We start from the raw sequence: 23604 nt of genomic DNA on the forward strand, positions 1-23604 counted from the left end.
GGCGGCCCGCGCTGATGACACAACGCGTTATCAGCGCGGGCCGCCAGGTCTGGTGAGCGAGCCTGCCCCGCTGTCGGGCTTTCTTTTCGGTCTGGAGCTGAGGTGGCGATGGAGTCGAACCGATCCCATGAGCGTGCGATCAGCGATCGCGGCGCGGCCGAGCCCGCGACGCTTGTCGCGCTGCTCCGGCGTCGCGCGGAGCAGCGCCCGTCCGCGCACGCCTATACCTTCCTGCTCGACGGGGAGACGGACGCTCGCGCGATGACGTACGGCGCGCTGGATCGGCGGGCGCGCGCGCTGGCCGCGGAGCTCCAGACCGGCGCGCAGGCGGGGGAGCGCGCGCTGCTCCTGGTGCCGCCAGGGCTCGACTTCATCGCCGCCTTCTTCGGCTGCCTCTACGCGGGGCTCATCGCGGTGCCGGTCCCGCTGCCCCAGCGGAAGAGCGGGCTGCTCCGCGTGCTGGCCATCGTGCGCGACTGCCGCCCGAGCGTCGTGCTCACCACCGAGGCGTTCCTCGGCGCCGTGGCGATGCTCCGCGACGATCCGAGCCTCGCCGAGCTGAGCCACCTGCGCTGCATGGCCGTCGACACGGTCCGGGACGGCCAGGAAGACGCCTGGCGAGCGCCGCGCGTGACGGCCGAGACCGTGGCGTTCCTCCAGTACACCTCGGGCTCGACCGGGACGCCCAAGGGCGTGGTGCTCACGCACGGCAACCTGCTGCGCAACGAGCTCCTGATCCAGCGCGCGTTCGCGCACACCGAGGAGAGCGTGATCGTCGGGTGGCTGCCGCCGCACCACGACATGGGGCTCATCGGCAACATCCTGCAGCCGCTCTACGTGGGCGCGCCGTGCATCCAGCTCTCGCCCGAGCAGTTCCTGATGCGGCCGCGGCGCTGGCTCGACGCGATCTCGCGCTACCGGGCCACGACGAGCGGCGGACCGAACTTCGCGTACGAGCTGTGCCTCCGCAAGATCCCCCCGGATCAGCGGGGAGGGCTCGACCTCGGATCATGGAAGGTGGCCTTCAACGGGGCCGAGCCGATCCGGGCAGCGACGCTCGACCGCTTCGCCGAGGCGTTCGCGCCGGCCGGGTTCCGGCGCGCCGCGTTCTATCCCTGCTACGGGCTGGCCGAGGCGACGCTGCTCGTCAGCGGCGGAGCGGCGGACGCGCCGCCGGTCGTGCGCGCGGTCGACCGCGCCGCGCTGGAGCAGGGGCGCGCCGTGCTCGATCCGCGCGATCCGCAAGCCGGTCTCACCCTGGTGGGCTGCGGGGGCTCGCCGGCCGACGACGCGGTGCTGATCGTCGATCCCGAGGCGCACCGGCCCTGCGAGGGCGAGCGGGTCGGGGAGATCTGGGTGGCCGGTGCGAGCGTGGCCCAGGGCTACTGGGAGCGGCCGGAGGACACGACAGCGACGTTCGAAGCGCGGCTGTCCACGGGAGAAGGGCCGTTCCTGCGGACCGGCGATCTCGGGTTCCTCTCGCGCGGCGAGCTCTACGTGACCGGCCGGCTCAAGGACTTGATCATCGTCCGCGGGCGCAACCTCTACCCGCAGGACATCGAGCTCACCGCCGAGGGGAGCCATCCGGGCCTCCGCGCCGGCGGCGGCGCGGCGTTCTCCGTGGACGTGGACGGCGAGGAGCGCGTCGTCATCGTCCAGGAGCTCGGACGGCGCGCCTCGACGGCGACGGATCCGGCGGAGCTCGGCGCGGCGATCCAGGGCGCGGTGGCCGATCGGCACGAGGTCGCGGTCCACGCGGTCGTGCTCATCAAGCCGGGGAGCCTGCCGCGGACGACGAGCGGCAAGGTGCAACGGAGGGCGTGCCGCGGCCGGTTCCTGGACGGCTCCCTGGACGCCGTCTGGCGATCGACGCTCGACGCGCCGGCGGGCGCCGAGGCCGAGATCGCCGAGCCGCCGCTGACCGCGCTGGAGACCACGCTGGCAGACATCTGGGCCGAGGTGCTGGGACGCGCGCGGGTCGGCCGGTGCGAGGAGTTCCTGAGCCTGGGCGGCGATTCGCTGCGGGCCATGCAGGTGAGCGGCCGGGTGAGCGAGGCCCTGGGCATCGACGTGGGGCCGGCGCAGCTCTTCGAGTCGACGACGGTCGCCGCGCTGGCGGCCTGGATCGAGGCCAGGCAGGGCGCCGCGCCCGCGGGCGGATCGACGGCCGGCGCCGCGCCGCTCACGCCGGGTGACCGGCCGGAGCGACTGCCGCTGTCCCTCGTGCAAGAGCGCCTGTGGTTCCTCGAGCACCTGGTCGCCGGGGCGCCCGTCTACCATATCGCGGCGGCCCTGCGGCTCTCCGGTGCCCTCGATACGAGCGCCCTGGAGCAGGCGGTGACCGCGCTCGCGGCCCGCCACGAGGCGCTGCGCACGAGCTTTCCGTCGGTCGCAGGGCAGCCCGTCCAGAGGATCGCGCTGCCCGGGAAGGTCGCGCTGCCGATCAACGACCTGAGCGCGCTCGCCGAGGAGGACCGGGAGCCGGCGCTGCAAGCGCTCCTTCGCGAGGAGGCGCGGCGCGCGTTCGACCTCGCCGAGGCGCCGCCCGTGCGCTGGACGCTCGTCCGCGAGGGCGAGCGCGAGCACGCGCTGGCGCTCACCTGCCATCACCTGATCGCGGACGGCTGGTCGATGAACGTGCTCCTGCGGGAGCTGTGGGCGCTGTACGGCGCCTTCTCGGCGGGGCGCTCTCCGGAGCTCGCGCCGCTCCCGGTCCAGCCAGCGGATCACGCGCTGTGGCAGCGCCGGGCGGAGCAGGGGGCGACGCGCGAACGGGAGCTCTCGTACTGGCGCGAACGGCTGAAGGGACCTGTGCCGCCCCTCGAGCTCCCCACGGATCGACCGCGACCCTCGGTCCAGACCTACGCGGGCGCGCGCGAGGAGCTCGCGCTGCCGCCGGAGCTCGTGGCGCGGCTGACCACCCTCGGGCGGCGGGCGGGCGCGACCCTGTTCACGACGGTGGCAGCAGGGCTGTTCGCGCTGCTGCACCGGTACACGGGCCAGCGCGATGTCTGCATCGGCACGCCGGTCGCCGCGCGGCCGCGGGCGGCCCTGGAGGGCGTCGTCGGGTGCTTCCTTAACACGCTGGCGCTGCGCGTCGACCTGACCGGGAATCCGCGCGTCGCGGAGCTCATCGCCCGCGTCCGGGCGGCGGTCACCGAGGGGCAAGCGCACCAGGAGACGCCGTTCGAGCGGGTGCTGGAGGCGCTGTCCCTCGAGCGGAGCCTCAGCCACACACCGCTGTTCAACGTGATGCTCGCCATGGATCCGGCGCCCGAGCAGGCGGCGGAGATCCCCGGCCTGTCGATCGGCGCGCAGCGGGTGGACACGGGGACAGCCCAGTTCGATCTGGCGCTCAACCTGACCCCGGACGGCCAGGGAGCGCGCGGCGCCTGGGAATACAACACCGACCTCTTCGACAGGACCACGGTGGCGCGCATGGCGCGGCACCTCGTCGCGATCCTCGAGGGCTTCGTCGCCGCGCCGGAGGCCCGGCTGTCCGATCTGCCGATGATGGATGCGGACGAGCAAAGGCAGGTCGTGCGCGGCTGGAACGCGACCGAGCGGGCGTACCCGGGCGAGCGGCTCGTGCACGAGCTGTTCGAGGCGCAGGCCGAGCGGACGCCCGACGCGGTGGCTGTCCTCTTCGGCGAGCGGCGGCTGAGCTATCGAGAGCTCGACGCGCGCGCCAACCGAGTGGCCCACGCCCTGCGGCGCCGCGGCGTCGGGCCCGACGTGCTCGTGGCCATCGCCGCAGAGCGCTCGGTCGAGCTGGTCGTCGGGCTACTCGGCATCCTCAAGGCCGGCGGCGCCTACGTGCCCATCGACCCGGATTACCCCGCCGACCGCATCGCCTTCATGCTCGACGACGCCGCCGCCGCCGTCCTGCTCAGCCAGTGGCCCGTCGCCTCGCGCCTCCCGGCCCACCGCGCAGAGGTGCTCTGCCTCGACGCCGATCGCGCCCAGATCGACCGAGAGCCCGCCGCCAAACCCGCCGTGACGCTCTCGCCCGACAACCTCGCTTACACCATCTACACCTCGGGCTCGACCGGGCGGCCCAAGGGCGCAGGCAACAGCCACCGCGGCCTGCTCAACCGGCTGCAGTGGATGCAGGAGCGCTTCGGGCTCACCGCCGAAGATCGGGTGTTGCAAAAGACGCCCTTCAGCTTCGATGTCTCGGTCTGGGAGCTCTTCTGGCCCTTGATGACCGGCGCGGGACTCGTCGTCGCGAGGCCCGGCGATCACCGCGACGGCGAGCGGCTCATCGACCTCATCACCCGCCACGCCGTCACCACCCTGCACTTCGTCCCGCCCATGCTCCAGGCCTTCCTGGAGACGCCCGGCGCCGCCTCGTGCAGGTCGCTGCGCCGGGTCGTCTGCAGCGGTGAGGCGCTGCCGGCCGAGCTCGCGCGCAGGTGCTTCGAGCGGCTGCCGGACGCCGAGCTGCACAATCTGTACGGGCCCACGGAGGCGTCCATCGATGTCACCGCCTGGGCCTGCCAGCCACACGACACATCCGCCTCGGTGCCCATCGGGACCCCCATCGCCAACACCCAGATCTACCTGCTCGACCGCCACGGTCAGCCGGTCCCGGTGGGCGTGGCCGGAGAGCTGTACATCGGCGGCGTCGGGCTCGCGCGCGGCTATCACGAGAGGCCCGCCCTCACCGCCGAGCGCTTCGTGCCCGATCCGTTCGGCGCCGCGCCCGGAGGGCGGCTGTACCGCACCGGGGATCTCGCTCGACACAGGCCCGACGGGGCCGTCGAGTTCCTCGGGCGCCTCGACCACCAGGTCAAGATCCGCGGGCTGCGCGTCGAGCTCGGCGAGATCGAGGCGCGCCTGCTCCAGCACCCCGGCGTCGGCGAGGCCGTCGTCCTCGCCCGCGATACAGCGCACGGAGGCAAGCGCCTCGTCGCCTACGTCGCCGGCCAGGGCGGCGCCGCGCCGGAGCCGGCGTCGCTGCGGGACTTTCTCGCCGACGCGCTCCCGGCCTACATGGTGCCAGCGCCCATCCTCGTGCTGGAGCGGCTGCCGCTGTCGCCGAACGGCAAGGTCGACCGCCGCGCGCTCCCCGCGCCCGAGCTGGTCGACGCGCCGGCCAGGGTCACGACGCCGCCACGGACCGACCTCGAGCGCGCCATCGCGGCGATCTGGAGAGACGTCCTCTCGGCCCCGCAGGTCGGCGTTGACGACAACTTCTTCGATCTGGGCGGACACTCGCTCTCGCTGGCCAAGGTCCACAGCCGCCTGCGCGAGGAGCTCGGCCGCGCGCTGCCGATGCTCGTCCTGTTTCAACACCCCACCATCGCGTCGCTCGCAGCGGCCTTGAGCCAGGAAGCCAGCGAGCCGGCGCCCGAGGAGGGAGAGCGGAGCGCCGAGCGGGCGAGCGCCGGACAGCAGCGGCGCGGGGAGATCTTCGCGCGGCGGCGCGGCGGGCGCGGCGAGCAGGAGACAAAGAAATGACACCGAGCAGCGGCGAATCCCGTACGGGCCTGGAGCTCGCGATCATCGGCATGGCCGGGCGGTTCCCGGGCGCGCGCGACGTGGCGGCCTTCTGGCAAAACCTCTGCGCAGGCGTCGAGTCCGTCGCGATCCTCACCGACGAGGAGCTCCTCGCCGCGGGCGTGGATCCGGCGCTGATCGCGCGGCCCGACTACGTGCGGGCGCGCGCGGTGCTCGGCGACATCGACCTGTTCGACGCCGAGCTCTTCGGGTTCACGCCGCGCGAGGCCGCCGCGCTGGACCCGCAGCACCGGCTGTTCCTGGAGTGCGCGTGGGAGGCGTTCGAGAACGCCGGGATCGACCCGGAGCGCGCGCGCGGGCCGGTCGGCGTCTACGCCGGATCGAGCCTGAGCGGGTACCTGGCCCACCTCTTCCCCGACGGGCCGCGGCTGCAGTCGGCGGCCGACGTCGCGGCGCTCCTCGCGCTCGACAAGGACTTCCTGACGACCCGCGTGTCGTACAAGCTGAACCTGCAGGGGCCGAGCATCGCGGTGCAGACGGCCTGCTCCACGTCGCTCGTCGCCGTGCACCTGGCCTGCCAGGGGCTGCTCACCGGCGAGTGCGATCTCGCGCTGGCCGGCGGCGTCTCGATCGGCGTCCCGCAGAAGGTCGGGTATCTCTACCAGGAAGGCGCGATCGCGTCGCCCGACGGCCACTGCCGCGCCTTCGACGCGGAGGCCCGCGGCACCGTCGGCGGCAGCGGCGTGGGCGTGGTCCTCCTCAAGCGGCTCGACGACGCGATCGCCGATCGGGACGCGATCGTCGCGGTGATCAAGGGGTCCGCCGTCAACAACGACGGCCGGGCCAAGGTCGGCTACACCGCGCCGCGCGTCGAGGGCCAGGCCGGCGTGATCCGCGCCGCCCACACGGCCGCGGGCGTCGAGGCGGACTCCATCGCCTACGTGGAGGCGCACGGCACCGGGACGCCGCTCGGCGATCCGATCGAGATCGCCGCGCTGACCCAGGCCTTCCGGGCCACGACCGACCGGAGAGGGTTCTGCGCGATCGGCTCGGTGAAGAGCAACGTCGGGCACCTGGACGCGGCCGCGGGCGTCACCGGGCTGATCAAGGCGACGCTCGCCGTGGCGCACGGGCGCATCCCACCCAGCCTGCACTTCCGCGCCCCCAACCCCGCGCTCGACCTCGAGAACAGCCCGTTCTACGTGGCCGCCGAGCTCACGGCGTGGACGCCCACGGTCGCGCCGCGCCGCGCCGGGGTGAGCGCCTTCGGGCTCGGCGGGACCAACGCGCACGTCGTCCTCGAGCAGGCGCCGCCCCGGCCGGAGGCGGACCCGCCGCGGCCGTGCGAGCTCCTCGTGCTGTCAGCCCGGTCGAGCGCGTCGCTCGAGCGCCTGACCGACGCGCTCGCGGAGCACGTGGCGACGCACGCAGACCTCGAGCTCGGCGACGTCGCGCACACGCAGCAGCTCGGGCGCCGGGCCTTCGCCCACCGCCGCGCGGTCGTGTGCCGCTCGCGGGAGGAGGCGGCGCGGGCGCTCCGCGATCGCAGCGGCGCGCTGCACACGGGCGAGGCCGTGGCCGGGCCGCGGCCGGTCGCGTTCCTGTTCCCCGGGCAGGGCACCCACCGCCCCGACATGGGGCGCGATCCGTACGAGACCGAGCCGGTGTTCAGGGCCGAGGTCGACGCCTGCGCGTCGCGGCTCGAGCGCCACCTGGGCACGGACATCCGGGGGCTGCTGTTCCCCGCGCCCGCGGAGCTCGAGGACGCCACGGAGCGCCTCGACCGCACGTCGATGACGCAGCCGGCCCTCTTCGTCGTCGAGTACGCGCTCGCGCGGCTGTGGATGGCCTGGGGCCTGACCCCGGACGCGATGCTGGGGCACAGCGTGGGCGAGTACGTGGCGGCGTGCGTGGCCGGGTGCCTGTCGCTCGACGACGCCCTCTCGCTGGTCGCGGCGCGGGGGCGGCTGATGGAGGCGACGCCGGACGGGGCGATGCTCGCTGTGTCGGCGTCCGAGGCCGAGGTGGCGGGCTGGGTCGGCGACGAGGTCGCGCTGGCCGCCGTCAACGGGCCGCGGCAGTGCGTGCTGTCGGGCCGGGCGGCGGCGATCCAGCGGGTCGAGCGCGAGGCGGCGGGCCGCGGGATCGAGGTCCGCCGGCTGCGCACGTCGCGCGCGTTCCACTCCCACCTGATGGAGGGCGCCCTCGCCGGGTTCGGCGAGGCGGTGGGCAGGGTGACGCTGCGCGCGCCGCGGATCCCGTGGGTCTCGAACGTGACCGGGACCTGGATCAGCGCGGCCGAGGCGCAGGACCCGGGCTACTGGGTGCGGCACCTGCGGAGCACGGTCCGCTTCGCGGAGGGCGTGGCGGCCTTGCGGGAGCAGCCGGAGCGGATTTTTCTAGAGGTCGGGCCGGGGCAGACGCTCACGGCGCTGGGACGGCAGCTCGCGGCGGGGTCGCTGGCGCTGGCGTCGCTGCCCGCGGTCCGCGAACCGGGAGCGGCGGGCGCGGCGCTGCTCGATACGGTCGGGCAGCTCTGGGTGGCCGGCGCTCCGGTGAGCTGGGCCGGCCTGCAGGCGGGACGGCGCCGACGGCGCGTGGCGCTGCCGGCAACCCCGTTCGAGCGAAAGCGGTACTGGCTGGACCGCCCCGAGACGACGGGGCGAGGGGTCGGGCCAACCTCAACCTCGGTCGGGCCAACCTCAACCCCGGTCGGCTCGACCTCAACCCCGGTCGGCTCAACCCCGGTCGGCTCAACCTCAACCTCGGTCGGCTCAACCCCGGTCGGCTCAACCTCAACCCCGGTCGGGCCAACCTCAACCTCGGTCGGCTCAACCTCGGTCGGGCCAATCTCAACCCGGACGTCTGATCTGGGCGGATTTTTCTATGTACCCTCGTGGAAGCGCGCCCCGCTGGAACCGCTTCCGCCCGGAGGCGACGAGGCGCACTGGGTCGTCTTCGCGGACCAGGTGGAGATCGGCCTCCGGATCGTGGAGCGGCTGGAACGCGCCGGCCGGCGGGTCACCCGGGTCAGGAGCGGCGAGCGCTTCGAACGCCTGACCGAGCACGCCTTCACGCTTCGCCCGGATCAGCCCGAGGACTACGCCGCGCTGGCCCGGGAGCTCGGTACGAGCGCAGGGCGGCCCGCGCGGATCGTGCACGCCTTCAGCCTCGACGGCGCGCGCGACGCGCAGCTCGACCCCGGCGCGCTCCAGGATGCGCAGCGCCGGGGCTCGATGAGCCTGCTCTGGCTCGCGCGGACGCTGGGCAAGCTGCCGGGAGGCGCCCACCTGGTCGCGCTCGCCAGCGGCCTGCACGACCTGACCGGACGAGAAACCCTGCGCCCGGAGCACGCCACGCTGCTCGGGATCTGCCGGAGCATCCCGCTGGAGTACCCGCTCGTCCGCTGCCGCATGATCGACCTCGAGGCCGCCCGCCCAGACGCCGCGGAGGTCGATGGGGTCGTCGAGCGGATCCTCGCGGAGGCGCGATCCGACGCCGACGACCCCGTCGTCTCGTACCGCGGGCCCCACCGCTGGATACCCACCGTCGAGCAGGTCCCGCTGAAGGCGGCGCAGGGAACGCCCCCCCTGCTGCGAGAGCGCGGCGTCTACCTCATCACCGGCGGGCTGGGCGGCGTCGGGCTATGGCTCGCGGACTACCTCGCCCGCACCACGCGCGCACGGCTGATCCTCACGAGCCGCTCGGCTCCCACCGACGAACAGCGCCTGCGGCTGCAGGCGCTCGAGCAGGCCGGCGCCGAGGTGGTGGCGCTGCGCGCCGACGTCACCGACGCGGCGCAGATGCGCGCCGCCGCGCGCGAGGCGATCGATCGGTTCGGCGCCCTGCACGGCGTGATCCACGCAGCCGGGGTCGCGGGCGGCGGGCTCATCGAGCGGCTCACGGCGGACGCGCTCGACGCGGAGCTGGCCCCGAAGGCGCTCGGCGCGCTCGCGCTCGACGAGATCGCGCGCTCCTTCCAGCCCGACTTCGTCCTGCTCTGCTCCTCGGTCACCGCGCTGAGCGGCGGCCTCGCGCGGGCAGGCTACGCGGCCGCCAACGCGTTCCTCGACGCGTTCGCGCAATCCTGCGCGCGCCGCGCGGGGCCGTACACGGTCTCCGTCAACCTCGATCGCTGGCGAAACGTCGGCATGGCGGCCCGCGCCGAAGCGCGCCTCCTCGCCCTGGGGCTCGACGACGTGATCCTCGACGGGATGAGCCCGGAGGAAGGGCAGCAGGTCTTCCACCGCGTCCTCAGCCAGGCGGCGCTGCCGCAGGTGATCGTCTCGGTCCGCCCGCTCCACGGCCTGCCCAGCGACGACGAGGGCGCCGCACTGGCCAGGCGGCTCGGCGCGGGCAACGCCGCCGCGGCCGACCGCAGCCGCGAGCCGCCCGGGCGCGCCGGAGCAGCGACCGCCAGCGCCGCCGAGCGCCCCTCGCCCGAGGCGGTGACGGCGCAGGTGACGGCGATCTGGGCGCGGGCGTTCGGCCTCGATCCCATCGACCCCGGGAAGGACTTCTTCGCGCTCGGCGGCGAGTCGCTCCTCGCCCTGCAGATCCTCAACCGCATCCGGGAGACGTTCCAGGTGGAGGTGCCGCTCCGCGAGTTCTTCGAGCGGCCGACGGTGGCCGCGCTCGCGGAGCGCGTCCACAAGGCGCGAGGGCAAGCGCCCGCGAGCCCCGAGCCGGCGCTGATCGCGCTGCCCCGGACCGCGCGGCGGCGCCCAGGCGCCGAGGGCGCGCAGGCGCCGGCGCGCCCGGACGGCGAGCCGGTCCCCTCGAAGGAACCGAAGGAGAACGGGTGATGAGCGTGCTCGGCTTCCTCGTGCGCCGCGCCTTCCGGCCCCTCCTGCTCGCCATCGCCACAGGCGTGATCAGCGGGCTCTCTGGCGCCGGCATCATCGCGCTCGTCCAGGACGCGCTCTCCGCAGACGGCCGCCCCGCCGCGCAGCTGGCGTGGGCGTTCGCGGGGCTCGCCGCCCTCGGCGTGCTGAGCAAGGCCGTCTCCCAGGTGCTCCTGACCCGGCTGGGACAGGCCATGATCGCGGAGCTTCGCATGCAGCTCAGCCGGCGCATCCTCGAAGCGCCGCTGCGCCGCGTCGAGCAGCTCGGCCCCCACCGGCTCCTGGCGGCGCTCAACGACGATCCGGCCGTCATCACGCAGGCGTACGTCGTCCTGCCCCTCCTGTGCGTCAACGTGGCCACCGTCCTCGGCTGCCTGGCCTATATCGGGCGGATCTCGTGGCCGGCGCTGGGGATCGTGCTCGGCGCCATGGGGATCGGCGCCGTGCTCTTCCGGGCGCACGACCGGCGCGCGATCCGCTCCTTCGCGCGCGCCCGCGAGACGAGCGACGCCCTGTTCCAGCACTTCCGCGGGCTGACGAGCGGGATCAAGGAGCTCAAGATGCACGGCGGGCGCGGGCGGGCGTTCCTCTACGACGCCCTCGGCGGCAGCCTCGCGACGTACCAGCGGGACTTCGTGGCGGGCACGACCGAGTTCTCCATCGCGATCGGCTGGGGCACGCTGCTCTTCTACGCCGTCCTCGGGCTCACGCTGTTCGCTCTCCCGGCCTGGGCAGGGCTGACGGCGCCGGCGATGTCCGGCGTGGTGCTGGCGATGCTCTTCCTGCTGACGCCGTTCGCGCAGACGGTCGAGCTCCTGCCGGCCGTCGGGCGGGCCAGCATCGCGCTCTCGAAGGTGAGCGAGCTCGGCCTCGCGCTGACGCCGGAGATCGAAGCACCGCAGGCGCCGCCGCGCGCGGCAGGCGCGGAGGGCGCGCGCGCAGCCTGGGAGCGCATCGAGCTCTGCGGCGTCACGCACCGTTATTACCGCGAGAAGGAAGACGGGAGCTTCCAGCTCGGGCCCATCGATCTGACCTTCAAGCCCGGCGAGATCGTGTACCTCGTGGGCGGCAACGGCAGCGGCAAGACGACGCTGTCCCTCCTGCTCCTCGGCCTCTACACGCCGGAGTCCGGCGAGATCCGGCTCGACGGCGTGCCCGTCGACGACGCGCGTCGCGAGCCGTATCGACAGCTCTTCTCGGTCGTCTTCGCGGAATACTACCTCTTCGAGCAGCTGCTCGGCCTGAGCGGCCCCGGCGTCGACGAGCGCGCCCGCCGCTATCTCGAGCGGCTGCAGCTCGATCACCGGGTGCGCGTCGAGGAGGGCGCCCTCCGCGTGAGCGGGCTGTCGCAGGGGCAGCGCAAGCGCCTCGCCCTGCTCACCGCCTACCTGGAGGACCGGCCGTTCTACGTCTTCGACGAGTGGGCTTCCGACCAGGACCCGCAGTTCCGGAAGATCTTCTACACCGAGCTCCTGCCGGAGCTCCGGGCGAGGGGCAAGACCGTCCTCGTGATCACGCACGACGACCAGTACTTCGCGCTCGCGGATCGCTGCCTGCGGCTCGACTTCGGCCGCCTGACCGAGCTGCCCGCGGCCCCCGCCGTGACCGGCGTGGAGCCGCGAGCGGCGCGGGAAGCGCACGCCGCGAGCGCCCGCGTCGACGAGGGCGGCCGGGCCCGATCCGCGCAGGCTCTCCGCCTCCAGCTCGAGCAGCAGGCCGCGCTGGAGACCGGCGTCCGCGGTCACGAGGCCTTGAAGGCGACGGAGCACGAGGTATGAGGCGCAACGTCCGCTCACGCCTCCTCTCGGCGCTCATCCCGCTGGCGATCGCCGGCTGCGCGGAGGCCCCCCAGGGCGCCACCCGCGCCCCGGCGCCGCGCGCCGGCAGCGCGGTGACCGTGTCCGGCCTCGAGGACGCGGTGACGATCGCGTCCGATCGCCTGGGGATCCCCGCGATCCGCGCCGCCTCGCGGCAGGACGCCCTCCGGGCCCTCGGCTTCGTCACGGCGCGCGATCGGCTGTTCCAGCTGGACCTGCTCCGGCGGAGCAGCGGAGGACGGCTCGCGGAGGTCCTCGGGCGCGATCTGCTGGAGGCCGACACCCGGCAGCGGCTGTACGGCGTCCCGCAGGCCGCGGCGGCGATCCTGGCGCGCCTGCCCGGCAGCCAGCGCGCCGCGCTCGACGCGTACGCCGAGGGCGTCAACGCCTATCTCCGCGGCGCGCAGACGCTGCCTGTCGAGTTTCGCCAGCTGGGCTATCGGCCCGAGCCGTGGCGCCCCGAGGACAGCGTCCTTGTCGTGCTGGAGATGTTTCGAGCCCTCAGCGCGACCGAGGACGCGGAGCGGATGCACACGGTCCTGACACGCAGCCTCCCGAAGGGCGTGACGTCCTTCCTGCTCGAGGACACCGACCCTTACACGAAGGCGCTGCTCGGCGCGCAGGCGCCGGCGTCGCCGCCGCTGCCGGTCGAGGAGCTGCGGGCGCTCGTGGCGCAGAGCCGGAGGACGCGGGCGCCGAGCGCGGGCGTGCTCGGCGAGGACGCGGGCGAGGCGCCGGTCGGCTCGAACGGCTGGGCGGTGGCCGGCCAGAGGACGCGAGACGGCCGCGCCATCGTCGCGAACGACATGCACCTGGAGCTCGGCGTTCCCAACATCTGGTATCGCGCGGAGCTCCGTTATGGCGACAGCGAGCTCGCGGGCGTCGTGCTGCCCGGCGTGCCCGTCCTCATCGTGGGGACGAACCGCCATGTCGCCTGGGCCATGACCAACCTGATGGGCGACGTGATGGACCTCGTCCGGATCGAGGTCCACCCCGAGCGCCCCGACGCGTACCGGACGCCCTCCGGCTGGGAGCGGTTCGACGTCGCGCAGGAGACGATCAAGGTCCGCGGCGGGCCCGACACAACCGTCACGGTCCGCAGGACGATCTGGGGGCCTGTCGCGCCGCGGCCGCTCCTCGGAGGGCCGGTCGCGATCCGCTGGACAGCGCTCGATCCGGAGGGGGTCGACCTCGGGCTCCTCGAGATGGATCGGGCCCGGAGCGTCGACGAGGCGGCCGACGTGGTGAACGCCGCCGGCGGGCCCGGGTGCAACGTGCTGCTCGCGGATCGGCGCGGCCGCGTCGCGTGGACGGTGACCGGGCGCATGCCCCGGCGGCGCGGGCTCGACGGCGCGGTCAGCGTCTCCTGGGCGGACGGGCGCGCGGGCTGGGACGGTTACCTGCCCCCCGCCGCGCTGCCGCGCGTCGTGGATCCGCCGTCGGGGTTCGTCGTCAACGCCAACCACCGCATGCCGCTCGCCGAGGGCGCGCCGGTGCTCGGCCGCGATTACGCGCACGGCTACCGCGCCTACCGCATCACCGAACGCCTGCGCGAGGCGCGCCCTGTCGCCGAGGCGGACCTGCTGGCGGTGCAGCTCGATACGCGGGCCGAGCACTTCGGCTTCTACCGCGACCTCGCGCTGCGCGCGCTCGGCGAGGAGGCCGCGTCGAGGCGGCCGGCGCTCGCCGAGGCGCGGCGCGCGCTGACGGCGTGGGACGGCCGGGCGGACGCGTCCAGCGTCGGGCTGCCGCTCCTTTCGCGGTTCCGGCGCGCCCTGGCCGACGAGGTGTTCGCCGCGTGGCTCGCCCCGAGCCGCGCCGCGGAGCCGACCCTGGAGCTCGATCTGCCCGACATCGACACGCCCTTGCAGCGCGCGCTCGACGAGCGGTCGCCCGATCTCGTGCCGGCGCCGGAGGGCGGCTGGGACGCCTTCGTCCTCGCGGCGCTGGAGAGGGCCATGACGACGCTCCGGCAGGAGCACGGCGCACGGCCCCTCGATCAGCTCGAGTGGGGCGCGGTGAACCGGGTGCGGATCGCGCACCCGCTCGGCGCGAGCCCGGAGCTCGCCGCGCGCCTCAACATGCCCGACGAGCCGCTCCCGGGGTGCGGCTCCTGCGTGCGCCTGGCGAGCCGCAGGTTCGGCGCCAGCGAGCGGCTCGTCGTCTCGCCGGGGCACGAGACGGAGGGAATCCTGCACATGCCGGCCGGGCAATCAGGCGACCCGACGTCGCCCCATTACCGCGATCAGCAGCGCGCGTGGGTCGACGGGCGCCCGCTGCCGCTCCTGGCGGGCCCGGCCGCGCACACGATCACGCTCGTTCCCGAGCGTCGATGACATCGAACACCACATCTCGAACGGAGGAGTCCATGGCCAGCGAAGAGCACGAAGACAGCACCATTTACAAAGTCGTCGTGAACCACGAGGAGCAGTACTCGATATGGCCCGAGTACCGGGAAAACCCGGTCGGCTGGCGCGACGCGGGCAAGACCGGCAGCAAGGCGGAGTGCCTCGATCACATCAAGGAGGTCTGGACCGACATGCGGCCGCTCAGCCTGCGCAAGCAGATGGAAGAGGGACAGGGGTCGTGAGCGACTCGAGCGCGCTGGCCACGTCAGAGGCGACGCCCGAGGCGACGCCCGAGGGCGCCGCGCGGGGCGAGGCGGCGGGACTCTCGCGGTCCTGCTTCCCCGGCGGCGCGCTGCCGCTCGTCGTGAGCCCGCTCGGCCGCGGCGACGCGTCCAGCGTCCCCGCGCTCGCCGCGGCCATCCGGGCGTGCGCGGACGAGGAGCTGACCCGGCACGGAGCGGTGCTGTTCCGCGGCTTCCCGGTCCGATCGCTCGCCGATTTTCACGCCTTCGTCCGGCTCGTGACGCCGGAGCTCCTCGACTACACGTTCGGGTCGACGCCGCGCTCCCACGTGCAGGACCGGATCTACACGTCGACGGAGTACCCCGCTCACCAGCACATCCCCCTTCACAACGAGCAGTCGTACACGCTCGATTGGCCCCTCAAGATCTGGTTTCACTGCGCGCAGGCCGCGCTCGAGGGCGGCAGCACCCCGCTCGCGGACAGCCGCGAGGTCCTCCGGCGCATCCCGGCCCGGATACGGGAGCGCTTTGCGGCGAAGAAGGTGATGTACGTCCGCAACTACGGAAACGGCCTGGACCTGCCGTGGCAGAAGGTCTTCGGCACGAACGACCGGGCCGAGGTCGAGCGCTTCTGCCGGGCGGCAGGCATCGAGTGCGTGTGGAAGGCCGACGGCGAGCTGCGCACACGCCAGGTGTGCCAGGCCGTGGCCACCCACCCGCGCACCGGAGAGCACGTGTGGTTCAACCAGGCCCACCTGTTCCACGTCTCCAACCTGGAGCCGGCCGCGCGAGAGGCGCTCCTCTCGATCTTCGCCGAGGAAGACCTGCCCCGCAACGCGCTGTATGGAGACGGATCGCCCATCGAGGGCGCCGCGCTCGACGAGATCCGCGAGGTGTACGGGCAGCTCGCCGTGGAGTTCGCCTGGCGAGAGGGGGACGTGCTCCTCGCGGACAACATGCTTGTCGCCCACGGGCGCGCGCCCTTCCGCGGCCCGCGCAAGGTCCTTGTCGCCATGGCCGAGCCGTACCGGGCCAAAGCCTCTTGAGGTTCTTTCATGCGTGAGGATGTCTTCGTTTTTCCGATGAGCTTCGCCCAGGAGCGGCTGTGGTTCCTCGCCCAGCTCGAGCCGGAGAGCGCTTCTTACAACCTGGCCACGGCCGTGCGGCTCACCGGATCGCTCGACGTCGCCGCGGTGGAGCGGTGCCTCTCCGAGATCGTGCGCCGGCACGAGATCCTGCGCACGACGTTCGCCGTCGTCGACGGGCAGCCCTCCCAGATCGTCCAGCCCGACGGGGCGGCGCGGCTCGAGCGGCTCGACCTCGGCGTCCTGCCGCCGGCGCAGCGAGACGCGGAGGTCCGGCGCCTGATCGAGCGCGAGGCGCGGCGGCCGTTCGACCTCACGAGCGGCCCGCTCCTCCGGCTCACGCTCCTGCGGCTCGGATCGGAAGAGCACGTCCTCCTGTGGGTGGTCCACCACATCGTCTTCGACGGGTGGTCCACGAGCCTGGTCCTCGGCGAGTTCGCCGCGCTCTACACGGCGTTCGTCGCGGGCCGGCCCGCCCCGCTCGCCGATCCGGCGCTCCAGTACGCGGACTTCGCGCACTGGCAGCGCCAGCGCGTCGAGGGCGGATTGCTCGAGACCCAGCTCGCCTACTGGACGAGGCAGCTGGCAGGACAGCCGGGGGTGCTGGAGCTGCCCACGGATCGCCCCCGGCCGGCGACCCAGCGCTACCAAGGAGCGCGGCGCTTCTTCCGCGTGCCCGGCGCGCTCGCCGCGGAGCTCGGCGCCCTGGCGCGGCGCGAGGAGACGACCCTGTTCGCGGTGCTGACGGCGGCGTTCCAGGCCCTCCTCGCCCGCCACGCGGGGACCTCCGACGTCAGCGTGGGCACGCCGGTGACGAACCGGAGCCGGGCCGAGCTGGAAGGGCTCGTCGGCTGCTTCGCCAACACCGTCGTGCTCCGCACCGATCTGTCCGGGGATCCTTCGTTCGCGCAGCTGCTCGGCCGGGTCACGCGGACCGTGCGCGCGGCGCAGACGCACCAGGAGGTGCCGTTCGACCAGGTGGTGGAGGCCGTGAGCCCGGTCCGCGACCTGAGCCACGCGCCGCTCTGCCAGGTGATGTTCGCGCTCCAGCCGGTGCTCCGGCAGACGCTCGAGATCCCGGGCCTCGGGGTGCGCCTGCTCGATCTGGACGTGGGCGGCGCCCAGTTCGATCTGTCGCTCGACGTCGCGCCCGACGAGGACGGGCTGGCGGCCGCCCTCGAATACGACACCGACCTGTTCGACGAGGCCACGATCGCGCGGATGGCCGACCACCTCCTGCGCCTGCTCGCAGGCGCGGCGGCGAGCCCCGGGGCGCGCCTGTCGGAGCTGCCGATGCTCGCCGCCGAGGAGCAGCGGCAGGTGCTCGGGTGGAGGACGACAGGGGCGCTCCGCGCGACCCCGCGCGCCGTCCACCGGATGTTCGAGGAGCAGGCCGCGCGCGCGCCCGAGGCGACGGCCGTCGTCCACGAGGCGCAGCAGATCACGTACGGCGAGCTCGATCGGAGGGCCAACCAGCTGGCGCAGCTCCTCCGGCGGCGAGGCGTGGGGCCGGAGGTCCGCGTGGGCCTCTGCCTGCCGCGCTCGATCGAGATGATCGCCGCGGTGCTGGGCGTGATGAAGGCGGGCGGGGCCTACGTCCCGCTCGATCCCAACCTCCCGCGGGAGCGGGTCGCCGCGATGATCGACGGCGCCGGGATCCGCGTGGTGATCGCCCAGGGCGACGCGGCGGCCGAGCAGCCCCCCGGCGTGGCGGTGATCCGGCTCGACGCCTCCTTCACGTGCGTGCGCCTCGAGCCCTCCGCGCCGCCGGCCGGCGAGCCGGCGCCCGAGCAGACGGCCTACATTCTCTACACGTCCGGCTCAACCGGGACGCCCAAGGGCGTCGTGGTCCCGCACCGGGCGATCGCGAGCTTCGTCGACGTCGCGGCGGGGGTCTACGAGATCTCGTCGCGCGACCGGGTGCTGCAGTTCGCGTCGCTGAGCTTCGACGCGAGCGCGGAGGAGATCTTCCCGTGCCTCGCGCGAGGCGCGACGCTCGTGCTGCGCACCGAGGCGATGCTCGAGTCGGTCGCCGGGTTCCTCGCGGCGTGCGGCGCGTGGGGCGTGACCGCGGCGGTGCTGCCGACCATGTACTGGCACCGCATCGTCGCGGAGCTCGGCGAGGGCGCGGCCCTGCCGCCGTGCCTCCGGCAGATCGTCATCACCGGCGAGGCGGCCTTGCCCGAGCGGGTGAGCGCCTGGCGGGCGTCGCCCGACGCCGCGCGCGTCCGCCTGCTGAACGCCTACGGCCCGACCGAGACCACCGTGACCGCGACGGTCGGCAACCTGTCGGCCGCCGTGGACCCGCGCGAGGCGTGGGCGGTCCCCATCGGCCGGCCGCTCGCGAACACGCGCGCGTACGTGCTCGATCCCGCCGGGAAACCGGTGCCGGCCGGCGTCGTCGGAGAGCTGTACCTCGGAGGCCAGGGGCTCGCGCGCGGGTACTGGGCGCGCCCGGATCTGACCGCGGAGCGCTTCGTCCCGGATCCCTTCGCGGACCGGCCAGGAGAGCGGCTCTACCGGACGGGGGACCGGGCGCGGTGGCGCGCGGACGGGCAGCTCGAGTTCGCCGGCCGCGTGGATCACCAGGTGAAGCTGCGCGGCTTCCGGATCGAGCCCGGGGAGATCGAGGCGCGGCTCGGCGAGCAGCCCGGGGTGCGCGAGGCGGTCGTGATCGTGCGGCAGGATCGGCCGGAGGAGCGGCGGCTCGTGGCGTACGTCGCGGCCAGCGCGGACGTGGCGCCGGAGGAGCTGCGACGCGCGCTCAAGGAGCAGGTGCCGGACTACATGGTGCCGTCGGCGTTCGTGGTGCTGGAGGAGCTGCCGCACACGCCCTACGGGAAGATCGACCGGCGCGCGCTGCCGGCGCCGGCCGCGCCGAGCGGCGAGGCGGCGACGCCGCGCACCGAGGCCGAGGTGGCGCTCGCGGGGATCTGGGCGGCGCTCCTGGGACGGCCGGCGGTCGGGGTCCAGGAGAACTTCTTCGAGCTGGGCGGCGACTCGATCCTGGCGCTCCAGGTCGTCTCCCGCGCGCGGGCCGCGGGCCTCGCGCTCACGCCGCGGCAGCTCTTCCAGCACCAGACGATCGTCGATCTGGCCGCGATGGCGGCGCCGGCCGCGGTGGCGGCGCCGGCCCCGGCGCCGGTCGCGGAGCTCGCCGGCGACGCGCCGCTCACGCCGATCCAGCGCTGGTTCTTCGAGCTGGGCGGGCCGAACCCGCACCACTGGAACCAGACCGTGCTGCTCGAGCTGCGGCAGCGGATCTCCGTCGAGGCGCTCACGGCCGCGGTCCAGGCGACGGCCGACCACCACGGCGCGCTGCGGCTGCGGTTCACGCGCGAGGCGGGCGGATGGCGCCAGCGCACCGCGGGATCGGCTGGCGCGGCGGTCGCGCGGGTCGACCTGTCGGACCTCCCCGCCGAGGCGCAGGCCGCGGCGCTGGCCAGGGCGGCGGGGGAGCACCAGGCCCAGCTCCACCTGGCCGAGGGGCCGCTCCTCCGCGCGGTGCTGTTCGATCTGGGCCCGGAGCGCCCGGGCCGCCTCCTCCTCGTCGCGCACCACCTCGTGGTCGACGCGGTCTCGTGGCGGATCCTGCTCGAGGATCTCCAGACCGCCTACCGGCAGCTCGGCAGCGGCGAGGCGATCCGGCTGCCGGAAGAGACCCTCTCCTTCGGCGAGTTCGCCCGGCGCCTGTGCGCGCACGCCCGATCCGAGGCGGCGGCGTGGCAGGCCGAGGCGTGGCTCGCCGCGAGCCGCCCCACGGCGGCGCTGCCCGCGGACGATCCGGCCGGCGGGTCGATCGAGGCGGAGACCGTCCATCTGACCCAGTTCCTCGCCGCCGAGGACACGCGCGCGCTGCAGCAGGCGACGCCCGCGTACCGGATGCGCGTGGACGAGATCCTGCTCGCGGCCTTCGCCGGGGCGCTCTCGCGGTGGACGGGCGATCCGGCCGTGCGCATCGACCTGGAGGGGCACGGGCGCGACGCGCTCGACGACGTGGATCTCTCCCGGACGGTCGGGTGGTTCACGAGCATCTACCCCGTCCGGCTGGAGGTCCCGGCCGGCGCGGCGCCCGACGGCGTGCTCAAGGCGACGAAGGAGCAGCTCCGCGCCGTCCCCCGGGGCGGCGCCTCGTACGGGGTGCTCCGGTACCTGAGCGAGGACGAGCGCGCGGCGCGGCTGCGCGAGCACGCCGCGCCGCAGGTGAGCTTCAACTACCTCGGGCAGTGGGACGACCTCTTCGCGTCGAGCCCGCTGTTCGCGCACGCCGAGGGCGACGTCGGGCGCACCCAGGATTTGCGCACGCCGCGGGGCTACGAGCTGGAGGTCGACGCGGCCATCGTCGACGGGCGCCTCCGCGTGATGTGGAATCACAGCGGAGCCCGCTACCGGCCCGAGACGATCGCGCGGCTCAGCGAGGACTTCGCGGCGCGGCTGCGCGCCCTCGTCGCGCACTGCCTGGCGCCGGACAGCGGAGGGTACACGCCCTCGGACTTCCCGCTCGCGCGGCTCGACCAGGCCAGGCTGGACCGCCTGCTGGGGGCCGGCCGCGACGTCGAGGACGTCTATCCCTTGAGCCCGCTCCAGCAAGGGCTGCTCTTCCACAGCCTGTGGGAGCCCGGCTCCGGCGTCTACGTCGAGCAGGTGACGTGCCGGCTGGAGGGCGCGCTCGACGTGGACGCGTTCCGCAGGGCCTGGGAGGCCGTGGTCCACCACCACGGCGTCCTGCGCACGACCTTCGCGTGGGAAGGGGCCGACGAGCCGCTCCAGGTCGTGCGGCGCGGGGGCGCGGTGGAGGCGGTGGCGATCGAGATCGAGGACCTCCGCGGCGCCGGGGACGAGGAGCACCTGGCGCGGGTGGCCGCCCGGGTCGACGCGGATCGCGCGAGGGGCTTCGATCTGGCGCGGGGCCCGCTGATGCGCGTCTCGCTCCTGCGCCTCGGGGACGAGGCGTACCACGTGCTCTGGAGCCACCATCACCTGCTCCTCGACGGGTGGGCGGCGTCCCTCGTGCTGCAGGACGCCTTCGTCGCCTACGACGCCCTGCGCAGCGGCCGCGCGGTCGCGCTGTCGGCTCGCCGGCGCTATCGCGAGCACATCGCGTGGCTGCGCGAGCGGGACGCCAGCGCCGAGGAGCCGTTCTGGCGAGGCGCGCTCTCGGGCTTCAGCGCGGCGACGCCGCTGCCCCTCGACCGCGTGACGCGCGAGGCGTCGACCGACGAGGCGCCCGGGTACGGGGCGAAGATCGTCGCGCTGTCCGGGTCGGCCACGGCGCGGCTCGTGCGCTTCGCGCAGCAGCACCGCGTGACGACGAGCACGCTCGTCCAGGCCGCCTGGGCGCTCCTGCTCAGCCGATCCGCCCGCAGCGACGACGTGCTCTTCGGGATCACGGTGGCCGGGAGGTCGGCTCCGCTGGCCGGGATCGAGGCCATGGTGGGGCTCTTCATCAATACCCTGCCCCTGCGCGTGGCCGTGCCGCAGGCCGCCACCGTCGCGAGCTGGCTGCGCGATCTCCAGAAGACGATCACCGAGCTCGGCGCCCACGAGCACACGCCGCTCGCGCAGACGCGGACGTACAGCGCGATCCCGGCGGGACAGCCGCTGTTCGAGAGCTTGCTCGTCTTCGAGAACTATCCCACCGATCCTCGGACCCAGGAGGGATTGCCCGGCCTCGACGTCCGCGACGTCTCGTTCGCGGACCAGACAAACTACCCGCTCACCCTGGGCGTCCTGCCGGGAGGCCAGCTCCAGCTCCGCCTGTCCTATGACCGGCGGCGATTCGACGAGGAGACCGCTTCCCGCCTGCTCGGCCTCGTGGAAGGGGCGCTCCGGCAGCTCACCCGCCGCCCCGAGGCGCCCGTCGGCGAGCTCTCGCTCCCCGGCGAGCTGGAGTCCCGGCGCGTCGTGACGGAGTGGAACGCGACCGAGTGCGCGTATCCGGACGGGCGGCGCGTCCACGAGCTCTTCGAGGCGCACGCGGAGCGAGCGCCGGACGCCGTGGCCGTGATCTTCGAGGAGAAGCGGCTGAGCTATCGAGAGCTGAACGAGCGCGCCAATCAGGTGGCGCGCGCGCTCAGGCGGCGCGGGGTCGGGCCGGACGGGCTCGTGGCCATCGCGGCGGAGCGCTCGATCGAGATGGTCGTCGGGCTGCTCGGCGTCCTGAAGGCGGGCGGGGCGTATGTGCCGATCGACCCGGAGTATCCCGCCGATCGGATCGCCTTCATGCTCGAGGACGCGGGAGCGCCGGTCTTGCTGAGCCAGCGGCCCGTCGCGTCGCGCCTGCCCGCGCACCGCGCCGAGGTGCTTTGCCTGGACGAAGGCCGCGCCGAGATCGACAGGGAGCCGACAGGCAATCTCGCGACCCCGGTGTCGCCGGACAACCTCGCTTACACCATCTACACCTCGGGCTCGACCGGGCGGCCCAAGGGCGCCGGCAACAGCCACCGTGGCCTGCTCAACCGCCTGCAGTGGATGCAGGAGCGGTACGGGCTGACCGCGGAAGACCGCGTATTGCAGAAGACGCCGTTCAGCTTCGACGTCTCGGTGTGGGAGTTCTTCTGGCCCTTGATGACCGGCGCGGGCCTCGTCGTCGCGAGGCCCGGCGACCACCGCGACGGCGAGCGGCTCGTTGAGCTGATCACGCGCCACGGCGTGACCACGCTGCACTTCGTCCCCCCCATGCTCCAGGCGTTCCTCGAGACGGCCGGGGCGGCGTCGTGCCTGTCGCTGCGGCGGGTCATCTGCAGCGGCGAGGCGCTGACTTCGGAGCTCGCGCGGCGGTTCTTCGAGCGGCTGGGCGCCGAGCTCCACAACCTCTATGGACCGACCGAGGCATCCATCGATGTGACCTCCTGGGCCTGCCGGCGAGACGACGCCTCGGCCTCGGTGCCCATCGGACACCCGATCGCCAACACGCAGGTCTACCTGCTCGATCGCCACGGCCACCCGGCGCCGGTGGGCGTCGCCGGGGAGCTGTACATCGGCGGCGTCGGGCTCGCGCGCGGCTATCACCAGAGGCCCGCCCTCACCGCGGAGCGCTTCGTGCCCGATCCGTTCGGGTCCACGCCCGGCGGACGGCTGTACCGGACAGGAGACCTGGCCCGCCACAGGCCCGACGGAGCCATCGAGTTCCTCGGCCGCCTCGACCACCAGGTCAAGATCCGCGGCCTGCGCGTCGAGCTCGGCGAGATCGAGGCGCGCTTGCTCCAGCACCCGGAGGTCCAGGAGGCCGTCGTTGTCGCGCGCGACGAGGCCCACGGCGGCAAGCGCCTCGTCGCCTATGTGGCCGGCCGCGACGGGTCGGCCCTCGACCCGGAGGCGCTGCGCGGGTGGGTCGGCGAGGCGCTCCCGGCGTACATGGTGCCGGCGCAGATCGTGGCGCTGGAGCGACTGCCGCTCTCCCCGAACGGCAAGGTCGACCGCCGCGCCCTGCCCGCGCCCGAGGCGGCGGCGCTCGGCCATCGCCCCTACGTCGCGCCCCGGACCGAGGCGGAGCGGATCCTCGCGGAGGTCTGGGCGGAGGTGCTGCACCGCGCGCAGGTCGGCGTCGAGGACAACTTCTTCGAGCTGGGCGGCGACTCGATCGTCACCCTGCAGGTCATCGCGCGCGCCGCCCAGCGGGGGCTGCGCCTCTCGCCCAAGCTGCTCTTCGAGCACCCGACCGTGGCCGAGGCCGCGGCGCAGCTGACCGTGACAGCCGCGCCGATGGAGGCGCCGCCCGCGCCGCCGCCCGCCCCCGAGTCCCCCGATGCCGGCCTCTCCGCGGAAGAGTGGAGCGATCTCCTCGACGAGCTCCAAAGGTGAAC

The 23604-nt window shown here is 74.0% G+C and carries 7 protein-coding genes; all 7 read left to right on the top strand.

Translation table 11 applies throughout. From position 1 onward, the window contains the following. Positions 1-108 precede the first annotated feature (108 nt). Genes WMF17_RS41370 through WMF17_RS41400 form a run of 7 tightly spaced genes read left to right on the top strand, consistent with a single transcriptional unit; the run spans position 109 to position 23602 of the window. The gene (locus tag WMF17_RS41370) at positions 109-5463 is read left to right on the top strand and encodes an amino acid adenylation domain-containing protein (RefSeq protein ID WP_437646491.1); all 5355 of its coding nucleotides are present in this window, start codon (positions 109-111) and stop codon (positions 5461-5463) included. Further along, complete coding sequence (locus WMF17_RS41375) at positions 5460-10268, top strand: type I polyketide synthase (protein ID WP_437646492.1); 4809 nt, start codon at positions 5460-5462, stop codon at positions 10266-10268. The genes WMF17_RS41370 and WMF17_RS41375 overlap by 4 nt, the downstream gene beginning before the upstream one ends. Continuing rightward, positions 10268-12085, top strand: a complete 1818-nt coding sequence (locus WMF17_RS41380) for a cyclic peptide export ABC transporter (protein WP_437646493.1) — start codon at positions 10268-10270, stop codon at positions 12083-12085. Before WMF17_RS41375 ends, WMF17_RS41380 begins: the two co-directional genes overlap by 1 nt. After that, the gene (locus WMF17_RS41385; protein WP_437646494.1) at positions 12082-14460 is read left to right on the top strand and encodes a penicillin acylase family protein; all 2379 of its coding nucleotides are present in this window, start codon (positions 12082-12084) and stop codon (positions 14458-14460) included. The genes WMF17_RS41380 and WMF17_RS41385 overlap by 4 nt, the downstream gene beginning before the upstream one ends. 32 nt (positions 14461-14492) lie before the next feature. Continuing rightward, a complete protein-coding gene (locus WMF17_RS41390; protein ID WP_437646495.1) occupies positions 14493-14714 on the top strand; it encodes an MbtH family protein in 222 nt (73 codons plus the stop codon). Further along, entirely contained in the window at positions 14711-15760 is a 1050-nt protein-coding gene (locus WMF17_RS41395; protein WP_437646496.1) for a TauD/TfdA family dioxygenase, read from the top strand. The genes WMF17_RS41390 and WMF17_RS41395 overlap by 4 nt, the downstream gene beginning before the upstream one ends. Before the next feature lie 9 nt (positions 15761-15769). Further along, positions 15770-23602 carry an amino acid adenylation domain-containing protein gene (locus WMF17_RS41400; protein ID WP_437646497.1) on the top strand — a complete coding sequence of 2611 codons (7833 nt, stop codon included), beginning with the start codon at positions 15770-15772 and terminating at the stop codon, positions 23600-23602. The last annotated feature ends 2 nt before the right edge of the window (positions 23603-23604 follow it).

This window comes from Sorangium sp. So ce362 (assembly GCF_051519845.1).
GTDB lineage: Bacteria > Myxococcota_A > Polyangia > Polyangiales > Polyangiaceae > Sorangium.

What these genes read in the sequence shown, in the direction of transcription:
- WMF17_RS41390 (WP_437646495.1), top strand. Translation starts at nt 14,493, where the DNA reads ATGGCCAGCGAAGAGCACGAAGACAGCACCATTTACAAAGTCGTCGTG.
- WMF17_RS41375 (WP_437646492.1), top strand. Translation starts at nt 5,460, where the DNA reads ATGACACCGAGCAGCGGCGAATCCCGTACGGGCCTGGAGCTCGCGATC.
- WMF17_RS41370 (WP_437646491.1), top strand. Translation starts at nt 109, where the DNA reads ATGGAGTCGAACCGATCCCATGAGCGTGCGATCAGCGATCGCGGCGCG.
- WMF17_RS41400 (WP_437646497.1), top strand. Translation starts at nt 15,770, where the DNA reads ATGCGTGAGGATGTCTTCGTTTTTCCGATGAGCTTCGCCCAGGAGCGG.
- WMF17_RS41385 (WP_437646494.1), top strand. Translation starts at nt 12,082, where the DNA reads ATGAGGCGCAACGTCCGCTCACGCCTCCTCTCGGCGCTCATCCCGCTG.
- WMF17_RS41380 (WP_437646493.1), top strand. Translation starts at nt 10,268, where the DNA reads ATGAGCGTGCTCGGCTTCCTCGTGCGCCGCGCCTTCCGGCCCCTCCTG.